The 16,372-nt window shown below is 74.2% G+C and carries 13 protein-coding genes; 9 read left to right on the top strand and 4 right to left on the bottom strand.

What is annotated here, in order from left to right; genetic code table 11:
* Positions 1–146: 146 nt before the first annotated feature.
* The 4 genes from ABT070_RS32930 (at position 147) to ABT070_RS32915 (ending at position 6,573) form a co-directional block, all read left to right on the top strand.
* Complete coding sequence (locus ABT070_RS32930; protein WP_351766040.1) at positions 147–2,543, top strand: MFS transporter; 2,397 nt, start codon at positions 147–149, stop codon at positions 2,541–2,543.
* A gap of 154 nt (positions 2,544–2,697) precedes the next feature.
* Positions 2,698–5,241: a SpoIIE family protein phosphatase gene (locus tag ABT070_RS32925; RefSeq protein WP_351766038.1), complete on the top strand. Its 2,544-nt coding sequence runs from the start codon at positions 2,698–2,700 to the stop codon at positions 5,239–5,241.
* 149 nt (positions 5,242–5,390) lie between these two features.
* Positions 5,391–6,116, top strand: coding sequence for a class I SAM-dependent methyltransferase (locus tag ABT070_RS32920; RefSeq protein ID WP_351766035.1), 726 nt, complete (start codon positions 5,391–5,393; stop codon positions 6,114–6,116).
* A gap of 103 nt (positions 6,117–6,219) precedes the next feature.
* A complete protein-coding gene (locus tag ABT070_RS32915; RefSeq protein WP_351766033.1) occupies positions 6,220–6,573 on the top strand; it encodes a DoxX family protein in 354 nt (117 codons plus the stop codon).
* A gap of 57 nt (positions 6,574–6,630) precedes the next feature.
* Here the strand turns inward: ABT070_RS32915 and ABT070_RS32910 are convergent, their stop codons facing one another.
* The gene (locus tag ABT070_RS32910; RefSeq protein WP_351766031.1) at positions 6,631–7,617 is read right to left on the bottom strand and encodes a sigma-70 family RNA polymerase sigma factor; all 987 of its coding nucleotides are present in this window, start codon (positions 7,615–7,617) and stop codon (positions 6,631–6,633) included.
* A gap of 48 nt (positions 7,618–7,665) precedes the next feature.
* Positions 7,666–8,229, bottom strand: coding sequence for a rhodanese-like domain-containing protein (locus ABT070_RS32905; protein ID WP_351766029.1), 564 nt, complete (start codon positions 8,227–8,229; stop codon positions 7,666–7,668).
* A gap of 237 nt (positions 8,230–8,466) precedes the next feature.
* Between ABT070_RS32905 and ABT070_RS32900 the strand changes: the two genes are divergently transcribed.
* Positions 8,467–8,745 carry a metal-sensitive transcriptional regulator gene (locus ABT070_RS32900; RefSeq protein WP_351766027.1) on the top strand — a complete coding sequence of 93 codons (279 nt, stop codon included), beginning with the start codon at positions 8,467–8,469 and terminating at the stop codon, positions 8,743–8,745.
* Positions 8,746–8,760: 15 nt separating this feature from the next.
* On the opposite strand, the gene ABT070_RS32895 is transcribed toward ABT070_RS32900, so the two are convergent.
* Positions 8,761–9,504 carry a sulfite exporter TauE/SafE family protein gene (locus tag ABT070_RS32895; RefSeq protein WP_351766025.1) on the bottom strand — a complete coding sequence of 248 codons (744 nt, stop codon included), beginning with the start codon at positions 9,502–9,504 and terminating at the stop codon, positions 8,761–8,763.
* Positions 9,501–10,943, bottom strand: coding sequence for a rhodanese-like domain-containing protein (locus ABT070_RS32890; protein WP_351766023.1), 1,443 nt, complete (start codon positions 10,941–10,943; stop codon positions 9,501–9,503). Before ABT070_RS32890 ends, ABT070_RS32895 begins: the two co-directional genes overlap by 4 nt.
* 174 nt (positions 10,944–11,117) lie before the next feature.
* Here ABT070_RS32890 and ABT070_RS32885 point away from each other — a divergent pair, with 174 nt between their 5' ends.
* The 4 genes from ABT070_RS32885 to ABT070_RS32870 are packed head-to-tail and all read left to right on the top strand — an operon-like array spanning position 11,118 to position 16,327.
* The gene (locus ABT070_RS32885) at positions 11,118–11,951 is read left to right on the top strand and encodes a M55 family metallopeptidase (RefSeq protein ID WP_351766021.1); all 834 of its coding nucleotides are present in this window, start codon (positions 11,118–11,120) and stop codon (positions 11,949–11,951) included.
* Between the two features lie 32 nt (positions 11,952–11,983).
* Positions 11,984–13,288 (top strand): M20/M25/M40 family metallo-hydrolase, encoded by a 1,305-nt coding sequence (locus ABT070_RS32880; RefSeq protein WP_351766019.1) that lies wholly within the window; start codon positions 11,984–11,986, stop codon positions 13,286–13,288.
* Positions 13,289–13,304: 16 nt separating this feature from the next.
* Positions 13,305–15,407, top strand: coding sequence for a S9 family peptidase (locus tag ABT070_RS32875; protein ID WP_351766017.1), 2,103 nt, complete (start codon positions 13,305–13,307; stop codon positions 15,405–15,407).
* Positions 15,404–16,327, top strand: a complete 924-nt coding sequence (locus tag ABT070_RS32870) for a S66 peptidase family protein (protein WP_351766015.1) — start codon at positions 15,404–15,406, stop codon at positions 16,325–16,327. The genes ABT070_RS32875 and ABT070_RS32870 overlap by 4 nt, the downstream gene beginning before the upstream one ends.
* Positions 16,328–16,372: the final 45 nt, after the last annotated feature.

The raw sequence follows: 16,372 nt of genomic DNA, 5'->3' as shown, positions 1-16,372 counted from the left end.
CACCCGTGCGCTCCGCGCGCGTTGACTCCCCTCACCGGTTCGAGTGGAACTCACTTGTGACCGGGACGGCGCCGTGACCCGTCGCGCTTGCTCGTAGTTGTCGCTTCACGCGGCAACCGTGGCAGGCGCGACGAGGGGAGCGGCACATGGGCGGGACCACGCCGGCACAGGACGAGCCGGTCACGGCACCTGCCGCGAGAGACCGGCCGGCGGCGCCGGCCGGCGCGACGGAACCCGGCCCGCACCGGGTGCGGCTGATCTTCTTCTCCCTGATGCTCGCAATGCTCCTCGCGGCCCTGGAGCAGATGATCGTCGCCACCGCGCTGCCGAAGATCGTCGGCGAACTGCACGGCCTGGACCGGATGTCCTGGGCGATCACCGCCTACCTGCTGACCGCCACCGTCGGCCTGCCGGTCTACGGCAAGCTCGGCGACCTCCTCGGCCGCAAAGGCGTCTTCCAGTTCGCGATCGTCGTCTTCGTCATCGGCTCCGCGCTCGCCGGGCGGGCGGGGACCATGGACCAGCTGATCGCCTTCCGCGCGGTCCAGGGCGTCGGCGCGGGCGGACTCATGATCGGCGTGCAGGCGATCATCGCGGACATCGTGCCGCCCCGGCAGCGCGGCCGGTTCATGGGCCTCATCGGCGCCGCCTTCGGCCTCGCCTCGGTCGCCGGACCGCTGCTCGGCGGCTACTTCACGGACCACCTCTCCTGGCGCTGGTGCTTCTACATCAACGTCCCCTTCGGTCTCGTCACCCTCGCCGTCGTCACCGTCGTGCTGAAGCTGCCGAAGCCGACGGCGAAGCCCCGATTCGACGTCCTCGGCGCCCTGTTGCTCGCCGCCGCCTCCACCTGCCTCGTCCTGCTCACCAGTTGGGGCGGCACCAGGCACGCCTGGGGCTCCGGCGTCATCCTCGGCCTCGGCGCGGGAGCGGTCGTCACGGCCGTCCTGTTCCTCGCCGTGGAGCGCGTCGCCGCCGAACCCCTCATCCCGCCACGGCTGTTCAGGGATCCCGTCTTCAACGTCACCGCACTGGTCGGCCTGGTGATCGGTGTCGCACTGTTCGGCGCCGCGAGCTATCTGCCGACCTTCCTTCAGATGGTCGACGGGGCCACCGCCACCGAGTCGGGGCTGCTGATGCTGCCGATGACGGGCGGCATCGTCGGCGCCTCGGTGCTCTCCCGGCAGCTCATCACGCACACCGGCCGCTACCGGATCCATCCCGTGCTCGGCAGCGCCCTCGCCGCCCTCGGCATGTGGCTGCTGTCCCGGCTGGAGGCCGACACCCCCCGGCTCCAGTACAGCCTCTGGATGGCCGTCCTCGGCGCCGGTATCGGTCTGGTGATGCCCGTCCTCGTCCTCGCCGTGCAGAACTCCGTGCGCCCCGCCGACCTCGGCACCGCCACCAGCGCCAACACCTACTTCCGGCAGATCGGCGGCAGTGTCGGCGCGGCGGTCTTCGGCACGCTCTTCGCCGGCCGGCTCACCGACGCCCTGCACGCCCGCCTGCCCGCCCGCACGGCCGGCGGCCTCCCGGACCCCGAGTCCCTCACCCCCCAGCTCGTGCACGCCCTGCCCCCGGAGCTGCGCGACGCCTACATCCGCGCCTACGCAGACGCCATGCCGAGGATCTTCCTGTACCTCGTGCCGGTGCTGGTCCTCGGCCTGCTCATCGCCTTCTTCCTGGAGGAGAAACCGCTGGTGGCCCACCCCGCCACCGCGACGGAACCCGCGCCCGGGAAGACGGAGGCCCCGCAGACCCTCGCGCTGCACACGCCGCACACCGCCGGCGTACCCGTCCACGGCACGGTGCGGCACTCCGACGGGAGCCCGGTGCCCGGCGCGGCGCTCACGCTCATCGACGTGACCGGGCAGCAGATCGGCCGGGACGCCGGCCGCGAGGACGGCGGGTTCGCGCTGGCCGCGCCCGGCCCCGGGGCGTACGTCCTGATCGCCGCCGCCGGCGGCCACCAGCCGCGCGCCGTCTCCGTCGCCGTGGGCGAGCGCCCCCTCGAACTGGACGTCGTCCTCGGCGCCGCCGGACGCCTCGCCGGGAACGTGGTGACCGCCGACGGCTCCCCGGTGCGGGAGGCCACCGTCACCCTCACCGACGCCCGCGGCGAGGTCGTCGCCGGTACCCGCAGCGGCCGTGAGGGCGGCTACGTCATCACCGAGGTCCTCGCCGGGGAGTACACCCTCGCCGCCGGCGCGCCGGCCTTCCGCCCGGCCGCCGTCGCGGTGTGCGTCCAGGCCGCCCGCGAGACCCGCCAGGACGTCGAACTCGCCCACGGGGCCCTGCTGCGCGGCACCGTCCGGGCCACCGGCGGACGGCCCGTCGAGGACGCGCGCGTGACCCTCCTCGACGCGGCGGGCAACGTCGTGGACACCCTCACCACGGGCCCCGACGGCACCTTCCGCTTCGTCGACCGGTCCTGCGGCGAGTACACCGTCATCGCCGCCGGTTACCCGCCGGTCGCCACCGTCCTCCGAGTGGCGGGCGGCGGACGCGCGGAACGCGACCTCCAGCTCGGCCACGAGGGCTGATCCCGCCGGGAGCGGACGCCGGGACGTGCGGCGTACCCCGGCGCGCCCCGCCGAAACCAATTCCAGGATTGCCGCACATGCCGAGCGACGTGCGCCGTACGGTGGTGACGGCGGGACAGATCTTGCACAGCTCTGGGGAGAGAGGGCCTGGGCCATGGACCGTGGCACCGAGAGGGACGCACCTCCCAGCCGCGGAGCCGGGAGCGGCGCGGCGAGCGAAGCGAGTGGGGGGCCCTTCCGCCCGGAGGCCGGGGGAGGGTCCGCCGACGCCGGGCGCGTCCCCCTGGCCGTGGTCGTGGTGGACCGTGAGGGGCTCGTCTCCCACTGGAGCACCGGCGCACGCCGGCTCTTCGGCGTCGTCAAGGAGGAGGCGATCGGCCAGCCCGCGATCGACCTGCTGCCCGTGTCCGGCGCGCTCCCCGAGCCGGACGACGATCTTCCCGACGGCGGATACGACGGCTACGGGGACTACGCGGCCTACGACGGCCTCGGGCCCGGCCTCGACTCCTCCCTCGACCGGGGCCTCGGCTACCCGGCCGCCGGACGGGCCCGGCTGACCGTCCCCGGGCAGGACCGCGACCGTGGCCGGGTCGACGTGCTGTGGTGGGCGTACCCGCTGGTCGGGCCGGGCACGGAACGGCTGCTGGTGCTGGCCGCGGACGCGGCGGGACTGCGCCAGGACGAACCGGCCGACCCCCTGGCCGTCGAACGCATCGCGCCCGCCTTCGCCCTGCACACCGACTTCCCCGGCGCCGCGGAACTCGCCCGGCGGCTGCCCGAGATCCTGCCCAGCATGAGCGTCGGCGAAAGCGCCCGCATCGTCGCGCAGGTCCTCGAACTCGGCTATCCGGTACTGGAGTTCAGCCAGAACGACCGGGTCCCCGTGACCCCCGACTGGGGCGTGGCCCGGCGCGTCGAGCGCAGGGCACGCCGTGAGCGGGCCGCCCGCGCCGTCGCCGAAGGGACGCCCATACCGCAGGAGTTCGTCGACGAGGGCGAGGATCTGGAGTACGTCGCCGTCCGCGAGCGGCTGGAGTTCCTCAACGAGGTCAGCGGGAAGATCGGCACCTCCCTCGACCTCTCCCGCACCATCCACGAGGTCAGCAGAGCCGTCGTCCCGCGCTTCACCGACGTCGCCGGCACCTATCTGCGCGAACAGGTCGTCGCCGGCGAGGGGTTCCCCGACGGTGTGCCGGACACGACCACCATGTGGCACCGGGTCGCCCTCGAGCACACCGACGAACCCGGCCGCTGGGACGACGTCGTACCCGTCGGCGAGGCGATGCCGTTCCCCGCGCACACCCCGTTCTTCCAGTGCATGACGAGCGGACAGCCCGTCCTCGTACCGCGCATCAGCGAGCAGATGGGCCACGCCATCGCCTCGCAGTTCGAGAAGCGCGACATCCGGCCCCTGATCACCGGCCGTTCCATGCTGATCGTCCCGCTCAAGGCCCGTAACGTCGTCCTCGGCTTCATGATCCTGCTGCGCCACCCCGAGCGCGCCCTCTTCAACGACATGGACCGGGTCACCGGCGCCGAACTCGCCGCCCGCGCCGGCCTCGTGCTCGACAACGCGCGCATGTACACCTACCAGGAGAGCGTCGCCGAGACCCTCCAGGACAGCATGCTGCCGCACATCCCGCCGCGCATGGCGGGCTGCGACATCGCGACCCGCTATCTGCCGGGTACGTTGCTCGGGCGGGTCGGCGGCGACTGGTTCGACTCGGTGAAGCTGCCCGGCGCGCGCACCGCCCTCGTCGTCGGTGACGTCATGGGCCACGGGCTCAACTCCGCCGCCATGATGGGGCAGTTGCGGACGGCCGTGCAGACCATGGCCGCCCTCGACCTGCCGCCCGCCCAACTCCTGCGCAACCTGGACGACTTGGCGCAGCGGCTGGGTGACACCTACCTCGCGACCTGTCTGTACGCCGTCTACGACCCGATCGAGGGCGAGCTGCTCCTCGCCAACGCGGGCCACATCCCACCCGTGCTGGTGCGTGCCGTGGACGGCCGCAGCGAACTCCTCGACCTGCCCACCGGCGCGCCCATCGGGGTCGGCGGGGTGCCCTTCGAGGCGGTCCGCATGCGCGTGGAGCCGGGCGACCGGCTGGTGATGTGCACCGACGGGCTGGTGGAGGTCCGCGGCGAGGACATCGGCGTAGGGCTCGCGACCCTCTGCGAATCCGCCGCCCACCCGGCCGCCTCCATGGACGACGCCTGCGACACCATCATCCGCGCCCTCAACACCCGCGGCGGCCGCAAGGACGACGTGGCCCTGCTCCTGGCGCGCCTCAACGGCATCGAGCCGGACGACGTAGCCGAATGGCGGTTCCCCCTCGACCCGGCGGAGGCCGGCCGGGCCCGCGCGGTGGTGCGCGAACAGCTCCACGACTGGGGCCTGACGAAGCTCGCCGACGCCGCCGAGCTGATGGTGAGCGAACTCGTCACCAACGCCGTACGGCACTCCCGCCGGAGCCCCGTGGCCCTGCGCCTCGTCCGCGGCGACACGCTGCTGTGCGAGGTCGAGGACGACGACCACGAACTGCCGACCCTGCTGAGCGCCGGACCCGGCGACGAAGCCGGGCGCGGGCTGCGCGTGGTGAGCGCGCTGGCCCGGGAGTGGGGCGCCAGCCGGACGGCAGCGGGGAAGTCCGTGTGGTTCGAGCTGACGCTGCCGCGCCGCCCCGCAGGGCGCTGAGCACGACCGACCGGGCGCGCGGGACGGCGGACGGATCTCGAACGCGGCGTGAAGGAATGCGTACCGCGCTTGTCGCGCCGACCGGGGAGCGATAGACCGTACTCGCCCGTCACTACGACGGATCGGCCTTGCATCCTGGGGAGTTGTGCATGAGCGTGACGAGTCGGTACCGGGAGGCGTGGGAGGGCTTCTGGCGCGAGGCTCCGGAGGAACCGGGCGGGGTGTTCTGGGACGCGGATCCGAAGCAGACCGCCGCCCTCCACCTGGCCCTCTTCGAGCCCCATCTCGCCGACCCCGGACTGGCGTTGGTGGACCTCGGCTGCGGCAACGGCACCCAGACCCGGTACTTCGCCGACCGCTTCCCGCACGTCGTCGGCGCCGACCTGTCCGCGGCGGCCCTCGACCACGCCCGCCGCGCCGACCCCGCAGGGCAGGCGACGTACCGGCTGCTGGACGCGGCCGAGAAGGGTGCGGCCGAGACGCTGCACGCCGAACTCGGGGACACCAACGTCTACATGAGGGGCGTCCTGCACCAGTGCGAGCCCGGCGACCGGCAGCCGCTGGTGGACGGGATCGCCGCGCTGCTGGGGGAACGCGGCCGGGTCTTCCTCGTCGAACTGTCGGAGGCCGCCCGCCCCGTCCTCGGCGCTCTGGCACAGAGCCCGGCCGGCCCGCCGCCGAAGCTCGCACCGATCCTCCGGCACGGCATCGCCCCGGGCGAAGTGGCCGACGACGCGGTGCCCGCGTATCTGCGCACCGCCGGCCTCACGATCCTCGCCTCCGGCGAACTGCCCCTCGTGACCACCGAGTTCACACCCGACGGCACCCGGATCGAGCTGCCGTCGAAGTGGCAGGTGGCCACCCGGGCCGAGTGACCACCCTCACATCGAAAGCGGCTCCCGCGGCCGTCACACTTTCGCGGCGCACCGTGTCAGGGGGATGAAGGAACGCCCGGAAACCCCCTGAGGAGCAGCTGAGATGTTCACCGACCACTCCACCGCCTACATCGTCGTCACTGTTGTCGGAGCCGTCATGGCGGGCTTCTCGGCCGCCTCGATCCTCCTCGGCGCCGAGTGGACGGTGAAGCCGCTGGCCGACTACGGAGTGCCGCGCTCGTGGTGGCCCTGGCTCGGCGCGGCCAAGGCCGCGGGCGCGGCCGGACTGCTGGCCGGGCTGTTCGTCCCCGTGGTCGGCGTGCTCGCCGCGACCGGCCTGGTCCTGTACTTCCTCGGCGCCGCCGCCACCGTGCTGCGGGCCCGCTGGTTCGCCCACCTGCCGTTCCCGCTGGTCTACGCGGCGCCGGCGGTGGCCTCGCTGGTGCTGGCGTTCTGAGCACGGTGAGGAGGGGGTGGGGGCGGCCGGATTTCCTGGTCGCCCCCACCCCCTCCGTCAGCCGTCGACGCCCACGGGCGCGGTGTCGCCGGGCCCGGCGACCGCGGGCCCGGACCCGACGGTGTCGAGCACCGCGACCTCGATGCCGTCCAGCCGCTTCCGGTCCGCCACCACGTCGATCCCGGTGATCCCGTCCTCCGCGATCGTGAACAGCAGAACCAGCCGCAGCCTGCCGTGCGGCGCCATCGCGAGGCCGATCCGGCCGTCGAGCAGGGCGAGGCCGGTGAACCGGGCGCGGCCGGTCGCCGCCATCGCGCCCTCGGCCACGGGCCGGGCCCCGCTGACCGTGAGGGGCTCCGGCGTCGGGACGACGAAGCGGTCGGCGGTGAGGACCACGTCCGGGTGCAGCAGGGCGAGCAGTGCCTCGAAGTCGCCGCCGCGTGTGGCGGCCAGGAACGCGTCGGCGACCCGGCGTTGCCGAGCCCGGTCGGCGGCGGGCGCGGCGGGACCGGGAGCGCCGGCGGGGCCTACGGCGTGGGAAGTCCCGCCGCCCCCGACGCGGCGGCGGGCCCGGCTGGCCAGCTGCCGGGTCGTGGCCGGAGTCCGCTCGATCATCGGGGCGATGGCGTCGAACGGCACGGCGAACAGGTCGTGCAGCACGAACGCCAGCCGCTCGGCCGGGGCGAGCGTGTCCAGCACGACCAGGAGGGCCACCCCGACCGAGTCGGCGAGCAGCGCCTCCTCCTCGGGGTCGCCGCCGTCCGCCGTCCCGACCGCGGGTTCGGCCACCCGGGCGTCGAGCGGCACCTCGGGGCGCGTTCGTCGCGAGCGGAGCATGTTCAGGCACACCCGGCCCACCACCGTGGTGAGCCACCCGCTGAGGTTCTCCACGTCACCGACGTCCGCCCGGGCCGCCCTGAGCCAGGTCTCCTGCACGGCGTCCTCCGCCTCGCCGAGCGAGCCGAGCATGCGGTAGGCGACGGCCCGCAGATGAGGCCGGTCGGCCTCGAAGCGCTCCGGTGGCAGGGCGGTGTGCGTGGTCATGGCGGGGTCCCCGTTCGTGTCACTGCGGTGCGGGCGTACGCACCCCGATCACAACACGTCCGGAGCCAGCCGAACCATCGTCTCCTCGAACGAAGGGGCCTGCCCGGTCGGGCGGTTGTGCGGCAGCCGGGCCAACACGGCGGCCATCCCACAGGTGTTGGTGACCCCCGAGAAGACCAGGCCCGCGCCGATCAGCCCGGAGAGCCGGTGCGCCGCCGGCCGGGCCAGTCCCAGGGCGAAACCGGCGACGACGAGGGAGCCGGCGGCGAGACGGACCTGGCGGTCCATCGGCCAGGCGGTGCGGGCCCCGGCCACCCGCTCGACCGGGTGGCCCTCCGCCGCCCACCCGCCGGTGCCGCCCTCCAGCGTGGCCGCCGCGACACCGAGGGCCGCGAGCTGTGCGCAGCCCTTCGCGGACCGGGCGCCGGAGGCGCACACGATCAGCAGCGGTCCGCGCTCGGCGGCCGCCCTCAGGACGCTCGTGGCCTCGCCGAGCCGGTCCAGGGGGACGTTGTGCGCGCCGGGCAGATGGCCGCCGGCGTACTCGCCGGGCGTGCGCACGTCGACGACGGTGAACCCGCCCGGGCGGGCCGCCGCCTCGGCGGCCGTCACGGAGACCGGGACGACGGAGCCAGAGCCAGAGCCAGAGTCAGAGCCACGGGCAGGGACGACGGCAGACGCGGGCTCGGGCGCGACAACCGCAACCGCGGGCGCGGGCGAGGGGGCGGTCCTGCGGTCAGTGGGGTGGTCGGTCACGGAACAGATCCTTTCGACGGGATGTTGCCCCCCCCACGGGTAGGATACCCGTGGGGGTATATACGGGGCGTATGGGGAGACAGAGGAGGAAGCGTGCAACTCGACATGTCGGCCGAGGAGCTGAAGTCGGCGCTCAACCGGCTGCGGCGAGCCCAGGGGCAGCTGGCGGGAGTGATCCGGATGATCGAGGAGGGGCGGGACTGCGAGGACGTGATCACCCAGCTCGCCGCCGTGTCCCGGGCCCTGGACCGGGCCGGCTTCTCGATCATCGCGACCGGGCTGGAGCAGTGCGTGACCAGCGAGGACCCGGAGGTGCGCAACTCCGCGCAGATGCGGGCCCGCCTGGAGAAGCTCTTCCTGTCGCTGGCCTGAGCGCCCGGGAGCCGTTCACCGGACGGCCGTCAGGCCCATGCCCACCGCGACGGCCAGCAGTGCCCCGCCGAAGACGCGCTGCAGCGTCCGCGCGGAGACCCTGGCGGCCAGCCGCCTGCCGTCCCAGGCCCCGAGCGCGGCGGTCGCCAGGAACGGCGTGATCAGCGTCCAGTCCAGGTGGACGGCGGTGAGCGCCCGGGCCGCGAGGGCCACCAGCGCGTTGGCGATGACGACCAGCAGACTCGTGCCCACCGCGGCGCTCATCGGTACCGCCAGCACGCCCACCAGCGCCGGCACGGCGAGAAACCCGCCGCCGACGCCGAGGAACCCGGTCACCGCGCCCAGCCCGGCCCCGGCGCCGGCCGCGCGGGCCACCGAGACCTTCCCGCCCTCGCGCGGGGCGCGACGGCGCAGCAGGCGTACGGCGGCCAGGGCGGCCAGGGCCGCGAACATCACCGTCAGCAGGGCCTCGGGAACGCGGGCGGACAGGACGCCCGCCGCGGCGGCGGGCGGCACCCCGGCCGCGGCGAACAGCAGACCGGCCCGCCAGCGCACCGCCCCCGCCCGCGCGTGGGCCAGCAGCGCGGTGACCGACGTGACGATCACGATGACCAGTCCCGCCGTGGTCGCGCCGGCCGGGCTGAAGCCGAGCAGGTAGATCAGGGCCGGGACGGTCAGGATGCTGCCGCCCGCCCCCAGCGCGCCCAGGGCCAGACCGACCAGGCCCCCGGCCAGCAGGGCCAGGACGACCGCGCTCATATGGCGGTCCCGGCAGCCCCGGCAGCCCCGGCAGCCCCGGCAGCCCCGGCGGCCCCGTGCGTGTCGGTGAGGCCGGTGAGGCCGGTGAGGGTGAGGCCGGCCTCGGCCGCCGCGGCGAAGGTGTCGTCCACGGCGACCACGTCACGGCCGGCGGCGTCGAGCAGGGACGCGGCGATCGCGGCGCGCATCCCGCCCGCGCAGTGCACCCAGACCGTGCCCGCGGGCACCTCGGCCGACCGCCGGTGGAGCAGGTGTACCGGCAGGTGCACGCTGCCCTCGATCCAGCCGCCCGCCCGCTCGCTGTCCCGGCGTACATCGACCACCGTCAGGTCCGCGCCCCCTCGGCGGGCCGCGGCCAGGTCGGCGAACGTCGCCCGCGGGAACGACGCGGGGCGTGTCCCCTGCGCGACCCAGTCGGCCGGGGAGCCGACGGCTGCCGCCGCCGGACGGTCGATGCCGACCCGGGCCAGCTCCCGCTGGGCGCGCCCGATGTCCTCGGCGCTCTCCGCGAGCAGTGTCACCGGCCTGCCCCAGGGGATCAACCAGGCCAGATAGGTCGCGAGCTGTCCGTCGATCTCGAAGTTGTAGGCCCCGGCCACATGCCCGGCGGCGAAGGCCACCCGGCCGCGCAGGTCGACGACCCACTCACCGGCCGCGAGCCGCCGGGCGATCTCGCTCGCGTCGGCGCGCCGGGGCGCGGTCAGGTCCACCGGAGCCGGACCGCCCGTGTTGGCCGGGCCCATGTGCGCGTAGTACGCCGGGACGTCGTCCAGCCCCGCCAGCAGGTCCTTCACGAACGTGTCCACATCCTGCGCGAACACCGGGTTGGACGACTTCTCCGCGCCGATCGTGCTCCGTGTGCCGCCCGCCGGCGAGGAGGAGCAGAAGCTGCCGAAGCCGTGCGTGGGCAGCACCGCCACCTCGTCGTCCAGCTCGTGCGCGAGCCGGTGCGCGGAGGCGTGCTGCGCCCGGGCCAGCCGCTCGGTCAGCCGTGGCTCGACGAGGTCGGGCCGGCCCACGCCGCCGATCAGCAGCGACCCGCCGGTGAACGCGGCCACCGGCCGGCCCGCCTCCTCCAGGACGTACGACGTGTGGTGCGGGGTATGTCCGGGAGTGGCCACCGCCCGCAGCGCGAGGCCCTCGTCGACCGGCTCGCCGTCCCCGTCGCCGACCGGCACGCGTGCGTACGCCACCTCGGCCCCGGCCGGCACCAGACAGCGCGCCCCGGTCAGCCGGGCCAGCTCCGGGCCGCCGGTCACGTAGTCGTTGTGCACATGGGTCTCGGCGACGGCCACGATCCGCACCCCCCGCCGCGCCGCCGCGGCGATCACGCGGTCGATGTCGCGCGGCGGGTCCACGACCACCGCCGTGTGCGCGCCGCCCGCCAGGTAGCTGCGGTTGCCCAGCCCTCCGGTCTCGAGGATGTCGACAAAGAACACGGCACACACTCCTTCGCGGAAGGGCTCGAAAATTACCCCCGGGGGTATCTGTCGTCCACCGTAACAGAGATACCCCCGGGGGTATTTTTGAGGACGGGTGAGGGGAGTCGCTCCCCGGGAAACCGAGGTGCGGCCCGATAGGCTCGGGTCTCCTTGAGAGGACGGGGGCCGGACGTGAAGATCCTCATCAGCGCCGACATGGAGGGCGCCACCGGCGTCACCTGGCCGGCCGACGTACTGCCCGGGGCGCCGGAGTGGCAGCGGTGCCGGTCGATGTTCACCTCGGACGTCAACGCCGCCGTGCTCGGCTTCTTCGACGGAGGGGCGGACGAGGTCCTGGTCAACGAGGCCCACTCGACCATGCGCAACCTGCTCCTCGAGCAGCTCGACGACCGGGTGGAGATGCTCACCGGCCGCCACAAGTCCCTCTCCATGGTGGAGGGCGTCCAGCACGGGGACATCGACGGCATCGCCTTCGTCGGCTACCACGCGGGCGCCGGCATGGAGGGCGTCCTCGCCCACACCTACCTGGCCAACTCCCTCACCGGCGTCTGGCTGAACGACGTACGGGCCAGCGAGGGGCTGCTCAACGCGCAGGTCGTCGCGGAGTACGGGGTGCCGGTCGTCCTCGTCACCGGCGACGACGTGGCCTGCGAGGACGCGCTCGGGTACGCGCCCGAGGCGTTGAAGGTCGCGGTCAAGGACCATGTCTCCCGGTACGCGGCCGTGTGCCGCACCCCGGCCCGCACCGCCGCCGACATCCGGGCGGCGGCGAAGGAGGCGACCCGGCTGGCGGTCCGTCAGGAGCCGCTGAGCGGTGGGCCGTTCACGGTCGCCGTCGAGTTCGACGCCGAGCACCTCGCGATGGCGGCCACCGTCGTGCCCGGCGTCGCCCGTGTCGGCGAGCGGAGGATCGCGTACACCAGCGGCACCATGTACGAGGGCATCCGCACCTTCAAGGCGGTCACCACGATCGTCTCGGCCGCGATCGAGGAGCAGTATGGCTGAGGAGCGGGACCGGGGGCGGAGGCGGGAGCGGCATGGCTGACGCGCAGGCGCGGGACGAGGTCGTCAGGTTCACCTCCGATCTCATCCGCATCGACACCACCAACCGGGGCGGCGGCGACTGCCGGGAACGGCCCGCCGCCGAGTACGCCGCCGCGCTGCTCGCCGAGGCGGGCATCGAGCCGGTGCTCCTCGAACGCACCCCGGGGCGGACCAACGTCGTCGGGCGGATCGAGGGCACCGACCCGGCCGCGGACGCGCTGCTCGTCCACGGGCACCTGGACGTGGTCCCCGCGGAAGCCGCCGACTGGAGCGTCCACCCCTTCTCGGGGGAGGTGCGGGACGGGGTCGTGTGGGGGCGCGGCGCCGTCGACATGAAGAACATGGACGCGATGATCCTGGCCGTGCTGCGGGCCTGGGCCCGGCAGGGCGTCCGGCCCCGGCGCGACCTCGTCGTCGCCTTCACGGCCGACGAGGAGGCCAGCGCCGAGGACGGCGCCGGATTCCTCGCCGACCGGCATCCGGGACTCTTCGAGGGCTGCACGGAGGCCATCGGCGAATCCGGGGCGTTCACCTTCCACGACGGCGCCGGGCGCGAGCTCTACCCCATCGCCGCGGGCGAGCGGGGCACCGGCTGGCTGAAGCTCACCGCGCGCGGCCGCGCAGGACACGGCTCGAAGGTCAACCGGGAGAACGCGGTGACCCGCCTGGCCGCCGCCGTCACGCGCATCGGCGAGCACGAATGGCCCCTGCGGCTCACCCCGACCGTGAGTGCGGCCCTCACCGAACTCGCCGCGCTGTACGGCGTCGACGCCGACCTCCACGACGTCGACGCTCTGCTGGCGAAGCTCGGCCCGGCGGCCGCCCTGGTGGAGGCGACCGTGCGCAACAGCGCCAACCCGACCATGCTGGACGCCGGTTACAAGGTCAACGTGATCCCCGGTGAAGCCGTCGCCCATGTCGACGGCCGCTACCTCCCGGGCGGCGAGGACGAGTTCCGCGCGACACTCGACCGACTCACCGGCCCCGACGTCGACTGGGAGTTCCAGCACCGCGAAGTCGCCCTCCAGGCACCGGTGGACGCCCCGCTCTACGCCCGTATGCGCGCCGCCGTCGAGGAGTTCGCGCCCGAGGGGCACGTGGTGCCGTACTGCATGTCCGGCGGTACGGACGCCAAGCAGTTCTCGCGGCTCGGCATCACCGGCTACGGCTTCGCACCGCTGAGGCTTCCGGAGGGCTTCGACTACCAGGCCCTCTTCCACGGCGTCGACGAAAGGGTCCCGGTGGAGGCGCTGCACTTCGGCGTCCGTGTGCTCGACCATTTCCTGCGGACGGCCTAGGCGAACGGGGGAGAACGTGCAGGTCCTGCCGTACGGTTCCTGGTCCTCGCCCATCGACGCGACCCTCGCGGCCACGCACGACGGGCGCCCCGAGTACGTCGGTTTCGTCGGCGACGAGGTGTGGTGGACCGCGCCCCGGCCGGCCGAGCACGGCCGCCGCACCCTCGTCCGGCGACGGCCCGACGGCACGGAGGAGTCCGTGCTGCCCGCCCCCTGGAACGTCCGCAGCCGGGTGGTCGAGTACGGCGGGCGGCCGTGGGCCGGTGCCGTGCGCGACGGCCGGCTGCTCGTGGTGTTCGTGCACTTCGCCGACCAGCGGCTGTACGGGTACGAGCCCGGGTCCGCGCCCGGCGAGGGTCCGCGCCCGCTCACTCCCGTCTCGTCGGTGGGCGGCGGACTGCGCTGGGTGGAGCCGCAGTTGCTGCTGGAGCGGGGCGAAGTGTGGTGCGTACTGGAGGAGTTCACGGGCGAGGGCCCGACCGATGTGCGCCGGGTGCTGGCCGCGGTGCCGCTGGACGGCTCGGCCGCCGACGACCGCGCCGCCGTGCGTGAACTCACCGACGACCGAAGCCGGTTCGTCACGGGAGTCCGCCTCTCGTCCGACGGCCGCCGGGCCGCCTGGCTGGCCTGGGACCATCCGCTGATGCCGTGGGAGGGCACGGAGGTGGTCGTCGCCGACGTCAGCGGTGACGGCACGCTGAGCGGCGCCCGGGTCGTGGCCGGCGGGCCCGGGGAGTCGATCGCCCAGGTCGACTGGATGCGGTCGACGGGATACGGGCGACAGCTGTCGGACGACGGCCGACGGTCCGCGGGCGACGGAGAACGGTCGGCGGGCGACGGACGACGGTCGGCACCCGATGGACAGCAGTCCGCAGGCGACTGTCTGCTGTATACGAGCGACCGTAGCGGCTGGTGGAACCTGTACCGCGACCACCAGCCCCTCTGCCCCCGCGAGGAGGAGTTCGGCGGAGCCCTGTGGAAGCTCGGGCAGCGCTGGTTCGCTCCGCTGGAGAACGGACTCGTCGCCGTCGTGCACGGCCGGGGTGCCACCGTGCTCGGGATCCTCGACCCGGAGACCGGTGAACTCGTCGACGCGGCCGGACCGTGGACGGAGTTCGCGCCCACCCTCGCGGTCCACGGTGAACGCGTCGTCGCCGTCGCGGCCAGTCCGCGCAGCGCGTACGAGGTGGTGGAGCTGGACGCCAGGACCGGCCGGGCGCGGGTGATCGGCGCCGCGCACGACGACGCGGTGGATCCGGCCTACTACCCCGAGCCCCGGATCCGTACCTTCACCGGCCCCGACGGCCGTGACATCCACGCACACGTCTACCCGCCCCACCACCCCGGGCAGGTCGCGCCCGGCCACGAACTGCCGCCCTACGTCGTGTGGGCGCACGGCGGGCCCACCGATCGCGCCCCGCTCGTACTGGATCTGGAGATCGCCTACTTCACCTCCCGGGGCATCGGGGTCGTGGAGGTCGACTACGGCGGCTCGACCGGGTACGGGCGGGAGTACCGGGAGCGGCTGCGCGAGCAGTGGGGCGTGGTCGACGTCGAGGACTGCGCGGCCGTGGCGCTGGCGCTCGCCGACGAGGGCACCGCCGACCGTCGGCGACTCGCCGTCCGGGGCGGCAGCGCGGGCGGCTGGACCGCGGCGGTCTCGTTGGCAGGCACCGACGTCTACGCCTGCGGCACGATCCGCTACCCCGTGCTGGACCTGGTGGGCTGGGCGACGGGGGAGACCCACGATTTCGAGTCGCGCTACCCGGACAGTCTCGTCGGACCGCTCGGGCAGGTGCCCGCCCGGTACGCGGAGCGCTCGCCGATCGAGCACGCCGAACGGATCACCGTGCCGTTCCTGCTCCTCCAGGGGCTGGACGACGTGATCTGCCCGCCCGCCCAGTGCGAGCGGTTCCTGGCCCGACTGACCCGAGCGACCGGATCGGCCGGATCGGCCGGGCGGCCGGTGCCGCACGCGTACCTCGCGTTCGAGGGCGAGGGGCACGGGTTCCGGCAGGTGGCCACGACGGTGCGCGCCCTGGAGGCCGAGCTGTCGCTGTACGCTCAGGTGTTCGGGCTGAGCCCGCCCGGAATCCCCAGGTTGGAGCTTGTGCGGTGAAGGAACTCGTGCGGCCGTCCCGGCTCGCCCCCGGCGCCCGGGTCGCGGTCGTCGCGCCCAGCGGGCCGGTCGCGGAGGAGCGGCTGCAGGCCGGCCTCGACCTGTTGCGCGGCTGGGACCTCGATCCGGTGGTCGCCCCTCATGTGCTGGACCGGCACGACCGGCTGCCGCACCTCGCGGGCACCGACGCCGACCGGGCCGCCGACCTCCAGCGCGCCTGGTGCGATCCGGGTGTCGACGCCGTGCTGTGCGCCCGCGGCGGCTACGGCGCGCAGCGGATCGTCGACCTGCTCGACTGGGACGCGATGCGGGCGGCCGGACCGAAGGTGTTCGTCGGCTTCAGCGACAGCACCACCCTGCACGAGGCGTTCGCCGTCCGCCTCGGCCTGGTCACGCTGTACGGCCCCGCGGCCGCGGGCATCGACTTCATCAAGAGCGCCCGGGGGCAGGAGCACTTCCGGGCCACCCTCTTCGCCCCCGAGACGGTCCGCACGCTCGCCTCCACCGGTACGGCCATCGCCGCGGGCCGGGCGCGGGGCGTCACCCTGGGCGGCTGTCTGGCCCTGCTCGCCACCGGCTACGGCACCCCGCACACCCGGTCCGGCGCCCGCGGCGGGCTGTTGCTGATCGAGGACGTGGGGGAGCGGCCGTACAGCGTCGACCGGGCCCTCACCCAACTGCTGCGCACCGGCTGGCTGGACGGCGTCGCGGGTGTGGCACTCGGCTCCTGGGACAGGTGCGGCCCCTACGAGGAGTTGCGCCCGGTCCTCGTGGACCGGCTCGGCGGCCTCGGGGTCCCCGTGGTCGAGGAGCTCGGGTTCGGCCACTGCGAGGGGGCGCTGACCGTGCCCTTCGGCGTGCCCGCGGTACTCGACGCCGACGAGGGCACACTGACCCTCGACACCCCCGCCCTGCGCTGACCGCCCCGTCGCCTCACCCGGTGGGCGCGTCCCGCCGTGCGCGGG

The sequence above is a fragment of the Streptomyces sp. NPDC002884 genome (assembly GCF_040295245.1).
In the GTDB taxonomy this organism is placed as follows: Bacteria; Actinomycetota; Actinomycetes; order Streptomycetales; family Streptomycetaceae; genus Streptomyces.
This window is presented reverse-complemented; position numbering and strand designations above follow the sequence as displayed.

What these genes read in the sequence shown, in the direction of transcription:
- ABT070_RS32895 (WP_351766025.1), bottom strand. Translation starts at nt 9,504, where the DNA reads ATGAGCGCGGTCGTCCTGGCCCTGCTGGCCGGGGGCCTGGTCGGTCTG.
- ABT070_RS32880 (WP_351766019.1), top strand. Translation starts at nt 11,984, where the DNA reads ATGGCTGACGCGCAGGCGCGGGACGAGGTCGTCAGGTTCACCTCCGAT.
- ABT070_RS32925 (WP_351766038.1), top strand. Translation starts at nt 2,698, where the DNA reads ATGGACCGTGGCACCGAGAGGGACGCACCTCCCAGCCGCGGAGCCGGG.
- ABT070_RS32920 (WP_351766035.1), top strand. Translation starts at nt 5,391, where the DNA reads ATGAGCGTGACGAGTCGGTACCGGGAGGCGTGGGAGGGCTTCTGGCGC.
- ABT070_RS32930 (WP_351766040.1), top strand. Translation starts at nt 147, where the DNA reads ATGGGCGGGACCACGCCGGCACAGGACGAGCCGGTCACGGCACCTGCC.
- ABT070_RS32915 (WP_351766033.1), top strand. Translation starts at nt 6,220, where the DNA reads ATGTTCACCGACCACTCCACCGCCTACATCGTCGTCACTGTTGTCGGA.
- ABT070_RS32910 (WP_351766031.1), bottom strand. Translation starts at nt 7,617, where the DNA reads ATGACCACGCACACCGCCCTGCCACCGGAGCGCTTCGAGGCCGACCGG.